The organism is Pseudochrobactrum kiredjianiae, assembly GCF_030362795.1.
In the GTDB taxonomy this organism is placed as follows: Bacteria; Pseudomonadota; Alphaproteobacteria; order Rhizobiales; family Rhizobiaceae; genus Pseudochrobactrum; species Pseudochrobactrum kiredjianiae.
Map to the genome: position 1 here is coordinate 22,288 of NZ_JAUCBM010000019.1, position 18,708 is coordinate 40,995.

At 51.2% G+C, this 18,708-nt stretch carries 14 protein-coding genes; 11 read left to right on the plus strand and 3 right to left on the minus strand.

The window, feature by feature from the left end:
* Nucleotides 1-39: 39 nt before the first annotated feature.
* The 3 genes from QUF18_RS18635 to QUF18_RS18645 are packed head-to-tail and all read left to right on the plus strand — an operon-like array spanning nucleotide 40 to nucleotide 3,672.
* The gene (locus QUF18_RS18635; RefSeq protein ID WP_289388770.1) at nucleotides 40-981 is read left to right on the plus strand and encodes an ABC transporter permease; all 942 of its coding nucleotides are present in this window, start codon (nucleotides 40-42) and stop codon (nucleotides 979-981) included.
* Nucleotides 981-1,844 carry an ABC transporter permease gene (locus QUF18_RS18640; RefSeq protein ID WP_289388771.1) on the plus strand — a complete coding sequence of 288 codons (864 nt, stop codon included), beginning with the start codon at nucleotides 981-983 and terminating at the stop codon, nucleotides 1,842-1,844. The genes QUF18_RS18635 and QUF18_RS18640 overlap by 1 nt, the downstream gene beginning before the upstream one ends.
* A 4-nt stretch (nucleotides 1,845-1,848) precedes the next feature.
* Entirely contained in the window at nucleotides 1,849-3,672 is a 1,824-nt protein-coding gene (locus QUF18_RS18645) for an ABC transporter ATP-binding protein (protein ID WP_289388772.1), read from the plus strand.
* 71 nt (nucleotides 3,673-3,743) lie between these two features.
* Here QUF18_RS18645 and QUF18_RS18650 read toward each other — a convergent pair whose 3' ends face one another.
* Nucleotides 3,744-4,535 carry an IclR family transcriptional regulator gene (locus tag QUF18_RS18650; RefSeq protein WP_289388773.1) on the minus strand — a complete coding sequence of 264 codons (792 nt, stop codon included), beginning with the start codon at nucleotides 4,533-4,535 and terminating at the stop codon, nucleotides 3,744-3,746.
* Between the two features lie 111 nt (nucleotides 4,536-4,646).
* Between QUF18_RS18650 and QUF18_RS18655 the strand changes: the two genes are divergently transcribed.
* The 5 genes from QUF18_RS18655 to QUF18_RS18675 all read left to right on the plus strand — a co-directional run bounded on the left by QUF18_RS18655 (nucleotide 4,647) and on the right by QUF18_RS18675 (nucleotide 10,885).
* Complete coding sequence (locus QUF18_RS18655) at nucleotides 4,647-4,991, plus strand: RidA family protein (RefSeq protein WP_289388774.1); 345 nt, start codon at nucleotides 4,647-4,649, stop codon at nucleotides 4,989-4,991.
* 26 nt (nucleotides 4,992-5,017) lie between these two features.
* Nucleotides 5,018-6,616 (plus strand): N-acyl-D-amino-acid deacylase family protein, encoded by a 1,599-nt coding sequence (locus QUF18_RS18660; RefSeq protein ID WP_289388776.1) that lies wholly within the window; start codon nucleotides 5,018-5,020, stop codon nucleotides 6,614-6,616.
* 128 nt (nucleotides 6,617-6,744) lie between these two features.
* Nucleotides 6,745-7,098 carry a hypothetical protein gene (locus QUF18_RS18665; RefSeq protein WP_289388777.1) on the plus strand — a complete coding sequence of 118 codons (354 nt, stop codon included), beginning with the start codon at nucleotides 6,745-6,747 and terminating at the stop codon, nucleotides 7,096-7,098.
* Entirely contained in the window at nucleotides 7,095-9,944 is a 2,850-nt protein-coding gene (locus QUF18_RS18670) for a hybrid sensor histidine kinase/response regulator (RefSeq protein WP_289388778.1), read from the plus strand. The genes QUF18_RS18665 and QUF18_RS18670 overlap by 4 nt, the downstream gene beginning before the upstream one ends.
* A 2-nt stretch (nucleotides 9,945-9,946) precedes the next feature.
* Nucleotides 9,947-10,885, plus strand: coding sequence for a diguanylate cyclase (locus QUF18_RS18675; protein WP_289388779.1), 939 nt, complete (start codon nucleotides 9,947-9,949; stop codon nucleotides 10,883-10,885).
* Nucleotides 10,886-10,909: 24 nt separating this feature from the next.
* Here the strand turns inward: QUF18_RS18675 and QUF18_RS18680 are convergent, their stop codons facing one another.
* Nucleotides 10,910-11,728, minus strand: coding sequence for a DeoR/GlpR family DNA-binding transcription regulator (locus tag QUF18_RS18680; protein ID WP_289388780.1), 819 nt, complete (start codon nucleotides 11,726-11,728; stop codon nucleotides 10,910-10,912).
* Nucleotides 11,729-11,888: 160 nt separating this feature from the next.
* On the opposite strand from QUF18_RS18680, the gene QUF18_RS18685 reads away from it, so the two are divergent.
* From QUF18_RS18685 to QUF18_RS18695, 3 genes are all read left to right on the plus strand, one after another.
* A complete protein-coding gene (locus QUF18_RS18685) occupies nucleotides 11,889-15,527 on the plus strand; it encodes an autotransporter outer membrane beta-barrel domain-containing protein (RefSeq protein ID WP_289388781.1) in 3,639 nt (1,212 codons plus the stop codon).
* A gap of 360 nt (nucleotides 15,528-15,887) precedes the next feature.
* The gene (locus QUF18_RS18690) at nucleotides 15,888-16,211 is read left to right on the plus strand and encodes a hypothetical protein (RefSeq protein ID WP_289388782.1); all 324 of its coding nucleotides are present in this window, start codon (nucleotides 15,888-15,890) and stop codon (nucleotides 16,209-16,211) included.
* A gap of 88 nt (nucleotides 16,212-16,299) precedes the next feature.
* Nucleotides 16,300-17,922, plus strand: coding sequence for an ABC-F family ATP-binding cassette domain-containing protein (locus QUF18_RS18695; protein ID WP_289388784.1), 1,623 nt, complete (start codon nucleotides 16,300-16,302; stop codon nucleotides 17,920-17,922).
* Nucleotides 17,923-17,976: 54 nt separating this feature from the next.
* Here the strand turns inward: QUF18_RS18695 and QUF18_RS18700 are convergent, their stop codons facing one another.
* Entirely contained in the window at nucleotides 17,977-18,474 is a 498-nt protein-coding gene (locus tag QUF18_RS18700) for a peptide deformylase (protein ID WP_289388785.1), read from the minus strand.
* Nucleotides 18,475-18,708: the final 234 nt, after the last annotated feature.

Here is an 18,708-nt window from a genome sequence, read left to right on the forward strand (position 1 = left end):
TCAAGGATTTGGGCATGTCCCGAATGGGGTGGAGACTGAATGCTACGCTATATTATACAGCGTTTGATCGGCATGATCGTGGTCATGTTTCTGGTTGTGACGATTGTTTTTGTGATTGTCCGCGTTACACCGGGTGATCCTGCTGCCGTCATGTTGGGGCCGGAGGCGACACAGGCTGATATTGAAGGACTGCGCGTAAAGCTCGGTCTCGACCGCTCATTGCCGGTCCAATATGGCTATTACCTACTGCAATTGCTGCGCGGTGATCTGGGACAGTCAATCTTCCTTGGTCAGCCGGTTGCTCATGCTTTGGCCGAGCGGGCAGAGCCGACATTCTTTCTCACACTGTTTTCCATTCTGATTGCCAGTGCCATTGCTTTGCCGGTCGGAATTTATGCTGCGGTTAAGCGTGGTTCGTTTTTCGACCAGACAGCAACAGCTTTGGCGATGTTTGCCGCAAGTATTCCCAGTTTCTGGCTTGGCCTGCTGCTGATGCAGGTTTTTGCCGTGCGTTACGGGTTGTTTCCGGTCTCCGGTTATGGTGGCCCCGATACCAGTTTCGGTGAGCGGATGATGCATCTGGTGCTGCCGTCCTTCGCACTAGGTATTGTCTCCTCAGCTTTGATTATGCGTTTTACACGCGCCTCTATGCTGGATGTACTGGGGGATGATTATGTGCGCACTGCTAAGGCGAAAGGGCTGAACGGTAGCCGCGTGGTGATGAAACATGCATTTAAAAATGCGCTGATCCCGATTCTGACCGTCATCGGACTAACCGCCGCTGTGCTGATTTCCGGCGCGGTGGTGACAGAGACTGTGTTTGGTCTTCCGGGTATTGGCAATCTGGTGGTGTCGGCTGTGATGCGCCGTGACTATCCGGTTATTCAGGGAGCATTGCTGGTGATTGCAGCGCTCTATGTTCTGATCAATTTTGCCATTGATATGCTTTATCTGGCTGTCGATCCGAGGGTGCGCTACTGATGACCGGTTCCGTTATAAAATCCTCTGAAACATGGTTGTTTATCCGCCGCCTGTTGCGCCGGCGTACCGTTGCATTCGGCCTGTTCGTTCTGACGGTTTTCGTGCTGCTGGCCGTTTTAGCGCCACTGATTGCTCCCTATGCCCCGGGAAAATTATCGATCAGTAACCGTCTGACCGCGCCGAACGGCACATGGTTGTTCGGCACAGATGAGTTTGGTCGTGATGTGTTTTCCCGCACACTCTATGCGGGGCAATTGTCTCTGGCGGTGGGGGCTGCCGTGGTGGTGCTGGCCTCTGTAATTGGCATTACACTTGGCCTGATGGCCGGTTTTTTCCAGCGGTTGGATACGCCGATTGCGCGTCTGATTGATGCGATGATGGCCTTTCCGGATATTCTGCTGGCGATTGCGCTGGTTGCTGCACTCGGCCCCTCGCTGACAACAGTGATTGTGGCGCTGTCGATTGTCTATGCACCGAGACTGGCGCGCGTGGTGCGCGCTTCAACACTTGTTATCCGCGAACTGCCTTATATCGAGGCGTCGCGTGCGCTGGGCATTTCCACGCCGCATATTATGACCCGCCATGTGTTGCGTAATCTGCTGTCGCCTATTCTGGTGCAGGGTACGTTTCTGTTTGCGCAAGCCATGCTTGCTGAGGCCGGTTTGTCCTTTCTGGGGCTTGGTGTCAGCCCTGAAATTCCGACATGGGGCACGATGATTGCTTCTGGTCGTCAATATGTCGGGCAGGCAGACTGGATGACACTGTTTCCGGGTTTTGCCATCATTCTCGCCGTTCTGTCGTTACAGATGGTTGGTGACGGGTTGCGTGATTTACTCGATCCGCGTTTGCGGAAAGATATGTGAGGGCATGATGAGCCATTTATCAGACAAACAGCCTGTGCTCCGTGTGCAAAATCTCACAACCTCTTTTCTGGGGGATGGCGGTTGGCGACCGGTTGTTAAAAATATCTCTTTTGATGTTGGCGCAGGAGAAACAGTGGCGCTGGTCGGGGAATCCGGTTCGGGAAAAAGCGTAACGTCTCTATCGGTGATGCGATTGTTGCAGCCGGACACAAGCCGGATTGAAGGCAATATTCTGCTTGCGGGCAAAGATATCCTGAAGCTTTCCGAGCGGGAAATGCAGAAATTGCGCGGCAATGATGTCGCGATGATTTTTCAGGAACCGATGACCTCGCTGAACCCGCTCTATACTGTGGGCGATCAGATTTGCGAAGCGCTGCTGTGCCACCGCAATATGAGCAAGGCGGAAGCGAAGATTGAAGCTCTGCGCCTGATGGATAAAGTGCGTATTCCTTCGGCGGCAAGCCGGTTCAATGAATATCCGCATCGTTTTTCCGGTGGTATGCGCCAGCGTGTGATGATTGCTATGGCACTGGTCACCCGCCCTAAACTGTTGATTGCCGATGAGCCGACCACAGCACTGGATGTGACTATTCAGGGGCAGATCCTCGACCTCATCAAAACTTTGCAGGAGGAGGAAGGCACTTCGGTGCTGTTCATTACCCATGATATGGGGGTGGTTGCAGAAGTGGCTGACCGTACAGTGGTGATGTATCATGGTGATGCGGTGGAAACCGGTGATACGGCCGAGATTTTTCATCAGGCGAAGCATCCCTACACACGCGCTTTATTGTCGTCAGTCCCCGCACTTGGATCGATGACAGGGCGCGTGCGTCCATTACGTTTTCCGGTTGTTGATATCCGTACCGGCACGGCTCTGCCGCCGGTTGAAGCTGCTGATACTGTTGCGCAGGATGCACCGCCGGTTCTGGATGTAAAAGGACTCACAACGCGCTTTACTATTCATAGCGGATTATTCGGGAAACTGGCAGGGCGTGTTCATGCAGTGGAGAATGTCTCGTTCTCCCTGCAACCGGGAGAAACACTGTCACTGGTAGGGGAATCCGGTTGCGGTAAGTCGACGACAGGCCGCTCGATCATGCGGCTGATCGAGCCGCAAAGCGGTTCAGTTATGGTCAACGGGCAGAATGTGATGGCCATGGCCGGACATGAGTTGCAAGGTTTGCGCCGTACCATGCAGATGGTTTTTCAGGATCCCTATGCCAGCCTCAATCCGCGTATGCGGGTGGGTGCTTCTATCGCGGAGCCGTTTCTGGAACATGGCCTCGGCACGAAACAGCAGGCGCGCGACCGTGTGGCTGACCTTCTGGAGCGGGTGGGGTTAAAAGCGGATATGGCTTCGCGTTTTCCGCATGAATTTTCCGGCGGACAGCGTCAGCGCGTTTGTATTGCACGCGCTTTAGCACTCGATCCGAAATTGATTGTAGCTGATGAATCTGTGTCTGCTCTCGATGTTTCGATCAAGGCACAGGTGATTAATCTGCTGCTCGATTTGCAATCCAGTCTTAATCTGGCTTTTCTATTTATCTCGCATGATATGGCAGTGGTGGAGCGGCTTAGTCACCGCGTTGCAGTGATGTATCTGGGTGAGATTGTTGAGATCGGCCCACGTGCTGCAGTGTTTGAAAATCCGCAGCATCCTTATACGAAAAAACTGATGGCCGCAGTGCCGGTGCCTGACCCTGCACGGCGCGGCATGCGCCGCGGTCAGATCGCTGATGAACTGCACAGCCCTGTTCGTGCGCCGGATTATGTGCCGGTCGAGCGGCAAATGCGTGAAGTTTCAAAAGGGCATTTCATATTCCAATGACCTGTTTGATGAAACAACTATCATTCTGCTTTGGGGCGGGGGAGGCGCTCAGTGGTCGTACCGGATATCCGTTATTGTTTGCCGCTGAGTGCCTGCGCCGCATCCTTGAGGCATTGCAGATAAAAAGCATGGTTCTTCAGCCCGTCATCGCGCGGGGCAACAAGGCACAGCGTTGCGGTGGCAATGCCCTGTGCATCGCGCATCGGCACGGCAAAACAATGGGTGAAATTGTCGACCGTGCTATTGAAGGTAAATTGGCCGGTTTTATCGGCCTCACGCACCTGCGCGATAAACTCTGCCGGATCCAGCCAGCTGCCATTGGGCATCTGAAAATCTGCGGCAGGAATAAAACTGGTTATGTCTTGATCGCTGAGATGAGCAACCAACAGGCGTCCGGAGGCTGTCCACGGAATAGGCACGGAATGGCCGACATCCGAGGAAATACGGAACGGGCGCACGCCTTCTTTCATGCGGGCAACGGTATATTTATTGCCGTCCAGAACACAATATTGTGCGGTTTCGCGAGTTTGTTCGGCAATACGTTCCAGCGCTGCATCGCAGGCGCGCATGAAGTCAAAATGATCTTCGTAAGCGGCGCCGAGAAAATAAAGTTTGCGCCCGAGAAAGACGCGGCCGTCACCGCCGGTAAATTCGAGAATACCATTGCGCAGCAACAGATTGACCAATTCATAAACCGAGGAACGCGGAGCGCCGATCTGCGCTGCAATTTCGTTGGGTTTCAGCGGTTCACGTTTGTTGCGCAAAAAGTCCAAAATCTCAAACGCCCGATCAAGCCCGCGCGCACGTTTGCTGACGCCGTCTTCTTTAGGCGTGACCGGAGTGATTGCTGGCTTATCTGACATGGCGTCTCAAATGCTCGCTATAATGTTTCTATGTCTGTTATATTGGATTATTTTTGGCAGGCAAGCAGAAGTTTAAAACCGGAAATTATGATTGCAGAAGGAAATATGATTATGATTATGCGTTATGAAAAAGGCAGCCGGATGAGTCAGGCCGTAAGTTATGGCGGCATGGTGCATATTGCTGGTCAGGTGGCTGAAAATCGCAAAGCGTCGATTGAAGAACAAACCCGTGATGTTTTGGGGAAGATAGATCAGCTCTTAAAACAGGCCGGTACGGATCGTTCAAAATTGCTGGCTGTGAATGTGTTTCTTCCGGCAATTGTTGATTTTGATGCGATGAATTTGGTCTATGATGCATGGATTGATACGGAAAATCCGCCAGCGCGTGCCTGTGTGGAAGCCCGACTTGCTGATCCTGATCTGCGGGTTGAAATGACAGCCGTTGCTGCTCTTTAATATTCAATAAATAGCCGGAGCCGGATATGACACAAACGCTCATTCGCAATGCCCGTATCATTGATGGCACCGGCGCGCCTTGGTATCGCGGTGATGTGCTTTTAGGGAACGGGCTGATCCAGCAGATCGGCAGGGGGCTGAAAGCAGACGGCGATATGCAGATTATTGATGCGGATGAGCGCTACTTAAGTCCCGGTTTTATAGATGCCCATTGTCATGATGACCTGATTTTTTTGCGTGAGCGGGACAGACCCGAAAAAGCCATGCAAGGCGTGACCAGTATTGTGGTCGGCAATTGCTCATTTTCGCTCTATCCCGCAATCGATCAATCCCGCGAATATCTGCGACAGCATTTCTCCGGCCTTCTCGGTGAAACGCGATCTGATGAAATTTTTGATGATTTCTCCGGCTATCATCAGGCATTGGAAGGTGAGGGGATCGCACTCAATCTCGTATCGCTTGTTGGTCATGCGGCTTTGCGGCTGGCAGTGATGGGGCATGACAGACGACCCGCAACAGAGAACGAGCTTGCAGCAATGTGCCGGTTACTTGAAGTGCAAATGGCACAAGGCGCGGCAGGTCTGTCTCTGGGGTTGGTTTATCCGCCAAGCGCTTTTGCTGAAATTGAAGAACTGGTGGCTTTGGGAAGAGTTGTCGCCGGTTTTGGCGGTGTGCTGGCTGCTCATATCCGCTCCTATGAAGCAGGGCTGATGCAGGCGACTGAAGAGTTCGGTGAGGCCGTGCGCCTGTCTGGTGCAGCCGGATTATTATCGCATTTGCAATCGGCGGGACGGCCGAACTGGGGCAATGTACCGGCGGTGATCGATTATCTGGAAAGCCTGCGGTCTGATGGTGTGGATATCAGCTTTGATATGTATCCCTATCCGGCAGGCAGTACATGGATATTACAGCTGTTGCCGGCAGCGGTGATGGATGGTGGTTTGCCGGCTTTGAAAGCGCGCTTACAGGATACAGCATGGCGACAGAAACTGGCGCATTGGGTGGAGCACGGCGGCGATGATTATCATGGCCAGAGCAAGATTTTTCTGATTGGCTGGGAGAATGTACGGCTTTCAGCAATCGGTATTGAAATGCTGAAACATCTGGAAGGGCAGTCTATGCGTGAGGCAGCGTTTGCGCTTGGCACAACGCCTTTCGACCTGTTGGTACGCTTTGTCGAAGAGGATGACGGGCAGACGGGGATTATCCTGTTTCAGCTTGATGAAAGCGATCTCCATGCGGCCTGTTGCAACCGGTTGTTTATGGCAGGGTCTGATGGGTTGCCGCGTCCGGGTTCCAAGCCGCATCCGCGTGCCTTTGGTACCTTCCCGCGGATTGCCGGCCATTTGCGACGTGATAAAAAATGGTTCCCGCTTGAGGATGCAGTGCGCCGGATGACCTCAGTTGCTGCGCAGCGTTTCTCGCTGCATGATCGAGGCCTGTTACGTCCCGCAATGGCTGCCGATCTGGTGTTATTTGAAGATGCAATCGCGGATCATGCCACATTTGAAAACTCCACGCAGATGCCGTCCGGTATCAGCTATGTTTTTGTCAACGGGCAGGCGGTTGTTGCAGAAGGCAAACCAACAGGTCGGCGTGGGGGAAGGGTTCTGAAACGCTCATAGACATGTATTAACATGCCAGGACTGGTCGAAATGTATGCCTGAACGATTATAAAATATTTAAGGCCGTATTTACTTACATATATTATAAATTTACCGATAAAGGGATATTTACGGCAGGATACCATAACATGAAGGCTCTGAGCGAAGATCAGCGGTTTCAGCTCCGCGATCTGATGCCGGCGATATTATTGCTGGCGCTGTTGCTTGGCAGCATTGCGGTGGCCGTGTTGCGGCCGACCGGCAAAGATGATCAGTATATTGTTATGGTTACACCATGGCGCAGTCTCAGCTCTGTGGTCAGTTCCATTCAGGCTGCTGAAGGCGCGATTGTCTCCATCAACGCATCCAATAATGTGATTACCGTTTATTCCGAGAATAAAGAATTCCCAAGCAAGCTTTACAGTGCCGGAGTATGGCTGGTTTTTGAACCGCTGCTGCCGGGCGGCTGTTATGGCATTCAGGAGCGGACAACAGCAGCATGATCCTAGAACTCGACGACCTCCGCAGCCGGTTCAGCCGGTTTTTGCTGATTTTATTCTGGCTGCATGTCCCGCTGCTGGCAATTGTTGCCTATGGCACAGGCCATTCGCCTCTCTGGGCGGCTCTGGCTGGTGTCGCATTGGCGGGATGCTATCATTTGTCATGGCTGCGTTCAGGCATTGCGCCGGTTACCCGCTATATTTCTGGTGTTGCTCTGATGGGGCAGCCTGCTTTGCTGCTTTTTCTGATGAGCGGGCGTCAGTGGCAGATGGATATGCATATGTATTTCTTTGCCATGCTGGCGCTGACAGTCGCGTGGTGTGATCGCCGTGCCGTCTTGTTTGCCGCTGCCGCTGTGGCCGCGCATCACCTGACGCTGGATTACCTGATGCCTGCCGCTGTGTTTCCGGAAGGCGGCGATCTGCTGCGCGTTTTGCTCCATGCAGGAATTGTTGCCTTTCAGGCTGCTGTTCTGGTGTGGTTTGGCGATATGCTGGTTGAATGTTTCAACCGTATTAGCGCCATGCGCGATGAGATTATTGCCAAAAATGAAACACTTGAACTGCGCACATTGGAAGCGGAAGGGGCAAGTAAATCCAAGAGCATGTTCCTTGCTAATATGAGTCATGAAATTCGCACGCCGATGAATGCCATTCTGGGCTTTTGTCATCTGGTGCTGCGTACAGATCTCGATTTGCGCCAAAAAGAATATGTCTCGAAAATCAGCAATGCGAGTACAGCTCTGTTGCGTCTGATTAATGACATTCTTGATTTCTCCAAGAATGAAGCAGGCAAGCTCTCCCTTGAGGCGCGCCCGTTTAATCTGCGCTCATCTTTGCAGAGCCAGCTTAATCTCGCAGCGATTAACGCCGAGAATAAAGGCGTGACTATCGAGACGGTTATTCATGAAGATGTTCCGCCGGTGCTGGTCGGGGATGAACTGCGTCTCAATCAGATTTTGCTCAATCTTGTTAGCAATGCCGTCAAATTCAGCGAAAAAGGCACTGTCACCGTATCTGTCGATACGATTGAGAGACGAGATGATGATATTGCCCTGCGCATTTCTGTGCGCGATCGTGGTATTGGTATGGCACCGGAACAGCAGGCGCTGTTGTTCAACTCCTTTACGCAGGCCGATAGCTCTATGACGCGCCGTTTCGGCGGTACTGGTCTTGGACTGGTCATCAGCAAGCAGATTGTTGAGCAGATGGGCGGCACGATCGCTGTAGAGAGCACGCAAGGCGAAGGCAGCTTGTTCACTTTCACGGTCAATATGGCTGTAGGTGAAATGCAGCAGGAACCGGTACGCATTGCATCAGAAAAAATCGCTGGCCTGCGGGTTCTGGCGGCGGATGATAATCCGGCCTCTCGTGAAATTTTGCAGGATGTTTTCAGCTCTTGGGGCGTAACCATTGATCTGGTTGCTTCCGGCGAGGAAGTTCTCGGCGCGCTTGAAAGTGCCTGTCTTGCTGAGAAACCTTATGATCTGGTGGTGCTGGACTGGAAAATGCCGGGCATGGATGGTCTGGAGACCGTGCAACGCATGCATCGTCACGAGAAGCTGACATCGCTGCCTTATGTCGTGATGGTGACGGCTTATGGTAATGACGAGTTCCGTTCAGAATCTGAGCGTGCGGGTATTGCAGCCTTCCTGACTAAGCCGATTATGCCGGATGTTTTGTTCGACACAGTGACAGAATTGTTCTCGCAAGATGTTGCGCCGGATGCACCGCATGCGGAGATCGGGCAGGCTATTCCGATGGTTGCAGAGCATTTGCGTGGCCTGACACTGCTTCTCGCTGAGGACAGCATGATCAACCGTGAAATCGCTGTTGAATTGTTGCAGGATGCGGGTCTGAAGGTTGATGTTGCCGAGAATGGCCGGATCGCCTGTGATCTGGCACTGGCCAAGCCTCTTATCTATGACGGCGTGCTGATGGATATTCAGATGCCGGAAATGGACGGCATTGAGGCCACACGCCTGATCCGGCAAACATGGTCTTCCGAGCAATTGCCGATTATTGCGATGACAGCTCATGCTTATGAAGAAGAACGGCAGAAATGTTTTGCTGCCGGTATGGACGATCATATTGCCAAGCCGGTTGATCCATTCCTGTTGGTGCGCACACTGAACCGCTGGCTCAAACCCCGTCAGAAAATTGTCGAGGTTCAGGCCGTATTAAGTGAAGTGCCAGCGGCAGAGCCAAAACCTGATTTGCCTAACAGCCTGCCGCCGTTTGATCTGGCAAAAGCCCTGCCGCGCATGAACGGAAAAACTGCATTACTGCGTAAGCTGATTATAGATTTTGGACAGAGATTTGCGGGCGCGACCGAGGAGTTGCACGAGCTGATGAGCCGTGGCGCATTGGAAGATGCACGACGCAATGCACATACGCTGAAAGGTGTTGCCGGTTCTCTGGAACTTGCAGAGATTTATGCTCATGCGGCCAAAACGGAAGCGGCTTTGTCACAGGGCGATGTCGTTGCCGCGAATAGTCTGATTGCTGAGTTGGAGCAACTGCTAAAACCTGCGATTCAGGCTGCACAGAGCCTTGTAACTACGCCAGAAACTGCTAATACCGCCGCACCGGCAGCATCTGCTGATCCGGTTGATGTTCAGGCAGAGATTTCTGCTTTTCGCGGGCTCTTAGAGCGCCGCAGCCTGAAGGCACGCAGCAGTTTTGAAAAATTGGCGACGACAATCGGTTTGACACCTGCCGCTATGCAGGATCATCCGGTGAAACTCGCTCTTGATAGTCTTGACTACAATCGTGCGCTGACATTGCTGGATGAAGAATTTGCGGACAACCCGCAGTCTTCAACCAATAATGTGCGCATCGGAGAATGATTATGGCAAACCGGGCAGTCATCCTTATTGTTGATGATGAAATCTCAAATATCGAGATTATGAGTGCAGTTCTTGAGGATGATTATGAGGTATGTTTTGCGACATCCGGTGAGGAAGCTCTGAAGATTGCGCAAACCGTATTGCCGGATCTCATTCTGCTGGATGTGCTGATGCCCGGAATTGACGGTTATGAAGTGTGCCAACGTCTCAAGAAAGACCGGATGCTTGCGGATATTCCGGTGATCTTCACCACGGGTCTGAACGATCAGGACGCGGAAGTGCGCGGCCTGTCTGCCGGTGCGATTGATTATGTGACCAAGCCAATTCAGCCGGTTATTCTGCTGGCACGGGTTGCCAATCATGTGGAGCTGAAGCGCTTGCGCGATCAGCTGGCGCAGATGGCGGTCACGGATGCACTCACGGGTTTAAGCAATCGCCGCCATCTGGAGCAGACACTGGCGACAGAAACCGCAAAGCTTTCCCGTACAGGTGAATGGCTTTCGGTGATTATGGTCGATATCGATTTCTTCAAGCTGTTTAATGACACATTCGGCCATCCGGCGGGTGACCGGTGTCTGGCTATGGTTGCCGCAGCGCTGACCAGAGCCGTGCATCTGGCCACCGATCTGACTGCGCGTTATGGCGGTGAGGAGTTTGTCTGCGTACTTCCGGGGCGTGACCATGAAGCCGCCGCTCTGGTTGCCAAGGAAATTCAGGAACAAGTCAGTTCACTCAGAATCCCGCATCCTGAATCGGCTGTGGGGCCTTGCGTGACCGTTAGTATTGGTGTGGCTTCAGCCTGTTGCCTGCCGGATATGTCACCGTCTCAATGGATTGCCCATGCAGACCGCCAGCTTTATTTGAGCAAACGCGCGGGTCGCAATGAGATTTTCAGCACCGTTTTCCACGAACAGCAAATTGGTGTCACAGGCGATTCATAAGTGAAGTATGGTGACCGGCTGTTCTCAGGAACCGTGCCGGTCATCTGTCTCGCATAGATGCAATTGCAGGTTCAGTGCCTGTATTTTATCTAGAATATGTGATGCAGGTGCTTTGTCGGTAATGATAGCATCAACACTATCCAGTCCGCCGAGCTTTACCAAAGCACGTTTGCCGAATTTGCTGCTATCAACGGCCAGTAATTTGTGTCTGGACTGATCGAGTGCTTTGGAAACTGCCGCCACTTCGGTGCGGTCATCATCACAAAGGTCACCGTCATCATCAACGCCACTAACCGAAATTACGGCGTAGTCGAATTTAAACCGGCTGATGAAGTCCGGTGTATCTTCCTGAAAAATACCACCATCGACGGCGCGTACAAAGCCACCCGGAATAGCCAGTGCGAAGTCCGAATTTTCGCTGATCAGCGATGCCACGCGCAGACTATAGGTGACTATTCGCAAGCCTTGACGGTTCTTGAGCAGTGCGGCTGCAATCGCCTCGCAAGTCGTGCCGGTATCAATAAAGATTGTCGTGTTATCCGGAATTGTCTCTGCCACAAAAGCCGCGATGGCTTGTTTTTCTACCGCCTGATCGAGGCGGCGCTGGCGATACGTGCCGACATCCATCGGCGCGGCAATGGTTGCGCCACCGTGAATACGACGGACTTTGCCGGTGGTTTCGAGCGCCATAATATCCCGCCGTGCAGTCTGCATGGTGACAGAGCAAAGATGGGCGATTTCTTCAAGAGAAATATAGTGATTTTGTTCGAGATATTGCAGCAGAAACGCCTGACGATTGTCTTTTTTATTGCCGCCAGTTGATATTACGTCGTCAAATCGCATAGCGCGCCCTCTGTTCACATATTATTTCAAATAAAAAAATTTAAGCGTCAAGTGAATGATTTGATACACTCACAGGCTTTGTATAAAAACTGACATATACCTCGTCTAATGTACGAAAAGTGACATTTGTTGTCTCAGCTCTTACTATCAGGATGATGTTATGAAAAAGCAGCGGTCAGGCGCAGGACAGAAACGTAATTTGGGAGCAGGGGTGGCAGGCGCATTGTTGCTCGCGGCTCTGGGCACCCATGCACAGGCGGAAGAGGCAAAAGATAAGAGTTTCTCACTGACCGTGATGGGCTTCAATATCTGGAATAACAACGTTAATTCCAAAATGTGGGATGCCGAGGCGAAAAAAAATGGCCAGCTGATTTATAATCAGACGATGAAGGACCTGTTGCTCGGTGTTGCGCCTGATGTGCTGGTCTTACCGGAACTATATAACAACAGCGGCAAAAAGCTGGGCGATAAGAGCGTTGTTGACGCTCATGTGCAAAACACGCTGGATTTGTTGAATGCTAATCCTGACAAGCTCGGCAATTACGAGAAAATCAAAGATAATGATGACCGCGAAGGCAGCGGCATGGTGATATCTGCCGGTCAGTCTGACTATCTCGGCGCAAATACAATTCGTATGAAGCCGGGCAACGGATTTCCGGATACAGTCATCACCGGGCGTCATTTCAATTATTATGACGAGCCCACCAATCGTATCAAACAGGCCAAAGAAGCCAATACGCTTGCGCAATCAACGGCCATTCCGACTATCCTTGTCGGTGATCTTAATGCCGGAGATGTTTCCGAGCGTGGGTTGCTGAGCGTGGACGCGCAATTGCGTCTGATGAAGCAGGCTACAGGCAATAAACTATATAGCGACTTGTCTGCGGAATATCTTGAACTTGCAGATAAAACCAAATGGCGCGCGATCATTCAGGACGCGCATAAGGGGGTAAATATTGATACGCTTTCCTGGAACCAATGGGGTACTGCACTGGAAAAAGCTTACAAAGCAGGCAAAGATATTGGTCTTGTTGATGAGACATATCCGGTAAAAAACAATCTGCCGGTGACGATGAATATTCTGAAGCAGCAGCATCAGTTGATTCAGTTAGACCGCAACCGCGAGCAATTTAACCCAAGTCAGGTCGGCGATGAACGCGCGACATGGACCAGTGATGGCGAAGAATCCACCAATACTTGGGCAAGTTGGGATCGTGTGAATATTGATCATATTCTGGTGTCTCGCCCGTTTGCTAAATGGATTGAGATTGTTGATAACGGCAAATGGTCAGGCACGCTTTCCAAGCCTGCGCTGTTGCCAAATGGCAATTCACTGTCTGATCATGATCCTATTGCGCAGGATTTGCGCTGGATCGGGCCAAAGCTGGAGACTTATAAAGACGGTGATGTGGAAAAGACCCGCATTGTCTGGGGCGCGGATGCTTCCGGTTTTGAAGCCAAGGGCAAAGAATTCTATCTGACCCGTAACAATAATCGCAATGATACCTATCTCGGGCAGATTGCGGATGAGAACGGCAATCCGATCCTGAAAGATCTGACGCAGGAAGAAAAACAGACACTGCTCGACTGCAAAACAACGGATGATCGTTTTGCGCAGGCTGTGAAGGATTATTGTATTGATAATCACGAGTTTATCGGCCAGACGCTGGTGACAGATGGCGGTACGATTATCGTTGATGAAGATGCCGCTTTAGGCACTGCAAAAGCCGATCTTTATCTGGCTGATGGCGGGTTGAAGATTGCCGGACAGGCAATGAATGCACTGGACCGCAAACTTATTCTGAATGGTACTGGGCGCATTGATGTTGCTGATGCACAGAATGAACTACTGGTTAAGCAGGAGATCAGCGGCAGCGGTGGTTTGGTTAAACAGGGTGAGGGTACGCTTGTTCTGGGGCAGGCAAACAGCCATCAGGGCGGTACATTTGTAGAAAAGGGCATTTTAAGAGCAGATGTTGCCGGTGCTCTGGTTGATAACACAACGCTTGTTGTGAATGGCGGTAAGCTTGATCTCAATGGTCATGACCTGAAGGCATCTTCCCTGTCCGGTAAAGGCGGCAGTCTGGATTTGAATTCTGCTGCGCTGGAAATCAATCAGACACTGAATACCCGCTTTGACGGAACGATCGATGGTCAGGGTGATCTGACGAAGAACGGCACCGGTATTTTGGTGCTGAATGGCAAAAACAGCTATCAAGGCACGACCACAGTCAATGGCGGTGGTTTGATCGTTGGTGATGCAGATCATAGGGATGCATCAGTAAGCGGTATTATCAAAGTCAGTAATGGCGCCTTCCTTGCCGGTTCAGGTATGCTGGGCGGTATTCATGTTGCTGCGGGTAGCGTTTTGGCTCCGGGCAACTCAATCGGAACGCTTAAAGCCTCCGGTGATCTGGTGATGGAAGCGGGCTCTTTGTATGAGGCAGAGATTAATCCGGACGGTACTTCGGATCTCATTCAGGTTGGTGCTGCGGCCATAATTGATGGTGCCAATGTCCATGTGGAAAAAGCAACCGGCAGCTACAAAGCCAATACCCGTTATACAATTCTGACTGCAGATGGCGGGATTACCGGTACTTTTGCAGATATGAGCCAGAACAAGCCGTTTATTGATCTGAATCTCGTTTATGATCCGAAAACGGTTTATCTGGATGCTTTGCGTAACAGCACAAGTTTTGCCTCTGTTGCACAGACCGAAAACCAGCAGGCTGTCGCCAGTGCTGCTGAAGGGCTTGGCATCGGTAATGCCGTTTATGATGCTATTGCCGGACAGGATAGTGATGCAAATGCCCGTGTAGCATTTGATATGCTGTCAGGTGAAGTACATGCGTCTTCAAAAACCGCTCTGATCAACACAAGCAGTGATCTGCGTAATGCCGCACAGGATCGTCTTCGCTCTGCCTTTGGTGATATCAATGCGCAAAAGGGCGCACAGGTTGTCTCGGCAAACGATGCGCCGGCTGCTCTTTGGGTGCAGAGTTTTGGTACTTGGACTGAGAACTCCTCAAACGGGAATGCTGCAAAACTCAGCCAGACAACAGGTGGTATTTTTGCCGGTTATGATGCCGAGGTAGCAGAAAATCTGCGTCTTGGTGCTCTTGCCGGTTATAGCCGCACCAGCTTTGATGTTGATGATCGTGCTTCATCGGGTGAGAGCGACAATTATCATCTGGGTCTTTATGGCGGATCTCACTGGGGTAATACAGCGCTGAGCGGTGGTATTGCCTATAGCTGGCATTCGGTTGATACCAGCCGTTCGGTTTTCTTCCCTGATTTCTCTGAAAAGCTGACTGCTGATTATAATGCAGGCACAGTTCAGGCCTTTGGTGAGTTGAGCCATAAGTTGAAAACTAGCAATGCTGTTTTTGAACCATTTGCCAATCTGGCTTATGTATCGCTGAAGACGGATGGCTTTACTGAAACCGGTGGTCAGGCTGCTCTGACAATCGACAGGGACAGAATGAGCACGGTTTTCACGACTTTGGGTATTCGCGGGGCTACAGAAATGATGTTCGGTAATGTTAAGACCGAGCTGAACGGTACGCTGGGCTGGCAACATGCCTTTAATGATGTGGACTCTGTCACTCGTGCATCTTTTAGCAATGGCTCTGCCTTTGATATTTCCGGTGTTCCTGTTGCTAAGGACACGGCATTGGTGCAAGCCGGTTTCGATATTAAAGCCAGTGAAACAGCAACATTCGGTATCAGCTATCGCGGCCAGTTTGGCTCAGGTTTCCAGAGCAATTCTGTCAACGCCAAGCTGGGTATCAAATTCTGATCTGACATGACTTTAAAGAACAAAACCGCCCGCTTGTCGAAACAAGCGGGCGGTTTTGTATTTTAGGTGGGAATGACTAGAGCGCCGTGTGCCAGACTTGGCACACAAAGGTCGCTCTAACACTTTAAAATTAGAGCATAATTTTACCTTAAACTGATCCAAGTTTAAGGAATTATGCTCTAGGGCATGTCGCAGCAAAATGGGATCATGGTGCGTCCGCGAGCATGCGACAATTAGAAGAATCTAGAGCGAGCGTCATGGGCGAGGTTAAACGCGACACGCTCTGGTCTTGTGCCGGAGGATAATGCATGACATGACGGAGTTACCCGGCACTATCTTGCATTCACGCGGAATTCTCGAATGATTATGCTTTTCATATTTCCGGTGACATTATTGGCGGCATGTCTTTGCGGACTTGCTGATGCAATGCGTTTCCGGTCTGTTTTGAAAATACGGCCGGTTATTCTCATAGTGCTGTTCGGGCAGATTTTTGCTTATGTGCTCGCTTTATGGATGCTCTCTCTCGATCCGTATTTTGACGATGACGGCACTCTCACCCATATTGAAGGTCATCAGCTCTGGTTCTGGGCGTTGGAAATTGGTGGCTGGTTTGCCGTTGTTTTGGTGCCGGCCCTGCTGGCTACTCTTTTTCTTTTGCAAAAAGCTCTGCGGACGATCCGGTAAAACAACCCCGCACTTTGTACTTGTATGAGGTGACAGCGCGCCTAAGGCATGGCATAGGAGCCTGACTAATCAAAAGGCCTCTTCATTCATGATCCGTATCGACAATATCAGCAAATCCAACAGCCACCGTATTTTGTTTATCGAAGCGTCCGCCGCTTTGAATCGTGGTGAAAAAATCGGTCTCGTCGGGCCGAATGGTGCCGGTAAGACCACTCTGTTTCGTATGGTTACCGGTGAGGAACAGCCGGATGAGGGGCAGGTTACGGTCGAGAAGGGCGTAACTGTTGGCTATTTCGATCAGAATGTCGGCGAAATGGGTGGACGTACCGCCGTTGCGGAAGTCATGGATGGTGCAGGCCCTGTCAGTATTGTTGCTGCGGAATTGCGTGAGCTTGAAGCTGCCATGTGCGATCCGGATCGTATGAATGAGATGGATGCGATCATTGAGCGTTACGGTGAAGTTCAGGCGCGCTATGAAGAACTGGACGGCTACGGACTGGATGGTCGTGCGCGGGAAGTGCTGGCAGGACTGAGTTTCACGCAGGAAATGATGGACGGCGATGTCGGCAAACTGTCCGGCGGCTGGAAAATGCGTGTGGCACTTGCCCGTATTTTGCTGATGCGTCCTGATGTAATGCTGCTCGATGAACCTTCCAACCATCTTGATCTTGAAAGTCTGATCTGGCTGGAAAGTTTCCTCAAGACCTATGACGGCGCATTGCTGATGACGTCGCATGACCGCGAATTTATGAACCGGATTGTCTCTAAGATTATCGAAATCGATGGTGGTAATCTTACAACCTATTCCGGCGATTATGCGTTTTATGAAGGCCAGCGTGCGCTGAATGAAAAGCATCAGCAGGCACAGTTTGAGCGCCAGCAGGCAATGCTAGCCAAAGAGATTAAATTTATCGAGCGTTTCAAGGCGCGTGCTTCCCACGCTTCACAGGTGCAAAGCCGTGTGAAAAAACTAGAAAAGATTGATCGGGTAGAGCCGCCGCGCCGCCGCCAGACTGTTGCTTTTGAATTTGCCGCGCCACCGCGCTCCGGTGAAGATGTGGTCAACTTGAAGGGCGTCAGCAAAGCCTATGGTAGCCGTACAATCTATGACGGTTTAGATTTCATGGTGCGTCGGCGTGAGCGTTGGTGCATTATGGGTATTAATGGGGCGGGCAAATCGACTTTGCTCAAGCTGGTTACGGGCACAACTGAGGCCGATAATGGCATTGTAACGCTTGGTGCCAGCGTCAAGCTTGGCTATTTCGCCCAGCATGCGATGGATATCCTTGAAGGCGACAGCACTATTCTCGAATGGTTGGAACAGCGCTTTCCAAAAGCGGGGCAGGCACCTTTACGCGCATTGGCCGGCTGTTTTGGTTTTTCTGGTGACGATATTGAAAAGAAATGCCGGGTTCTTTCCGGTGGTGAAAAGGCGCGTCTGGTCATGGCGGCTATGTTGTTTGATCCGCCGAACTTCCTTGTGCTGGACGAGCCTACCAACCATCTTGATCTCGATACCAAAGAAATGCTGATTAAAGCGCTCTCAGCTTATGAAGGAACAATGCTGTTCGTTTCGCATGATAGACATTTTCTGTCCGCGCTTTCAAACCGTGTTCTTGAACTGACACCGGACGGTATTCACAAATATGGCGGCGGTTATACAGAATATGTAGAGAGCACGGGGCAGGAAGCACCGGGTTTACATGGTTAAAGTGATAAAGCCTCCCGAAAATGCTTTCGGGAGGCTTCTTTATAAGTAGTGCGTTTAGCGGCGCTGTAATTTCTCGTAGCGTTTGATCAGGCGATCTCGTTTTAAGCGGGAGAGACGCTGAATCCAGAAGATGCCATTCAGTTGGTCAATTTCATGCTGATGGCAGACAGCAAGCAGTCCGTCGGACTCTTCTATATGTTCCGCACCGTTCAAATCCTGATAGCGAATACGGATACGGGCGTGGCGCTCAACTTCTTCCACAACACCGGGCATTGAAACGCTGCCTTCCGAATGTTTGATTGTCTCATCCGAGGCCCAGATAATCTCCGGATTGATATAGATTTTCCCGCCGTCTTCTACGGATAGTTCCAGAACAACGACACGTTTCCCAATACCGATATGCGAAGCAGTGATGCCGATACCGGGAGCAGCACGCATCGTATCCAGCATATCATTTGTGAGCTTGCGTAAATCCTCATCGAAAATCGTGACAGTTTCAGCAATCTCACGCAGGCGTTGATCGGGGTAAGGAACAATCGGGCAGACGGTCATTGATACTCTTTATCTGAGCGCACATGCGGCACATATATAGGTGAACAGGTATTGGGAGAGTGATTATCGCAAATCCGTTGCACTGAATAGCTCAGCATACTCTGCGATTCTTCAGAAACAGCGCTCCGATTCTGAATTTCCGAGTCGGAACAAGGTGTTGGGGTGTTATTTTGATATATGTGACGTGGGTTTTGAGGTGTTTTGGTTGTAATTGTGGGGTTGGGTGTATGCTGG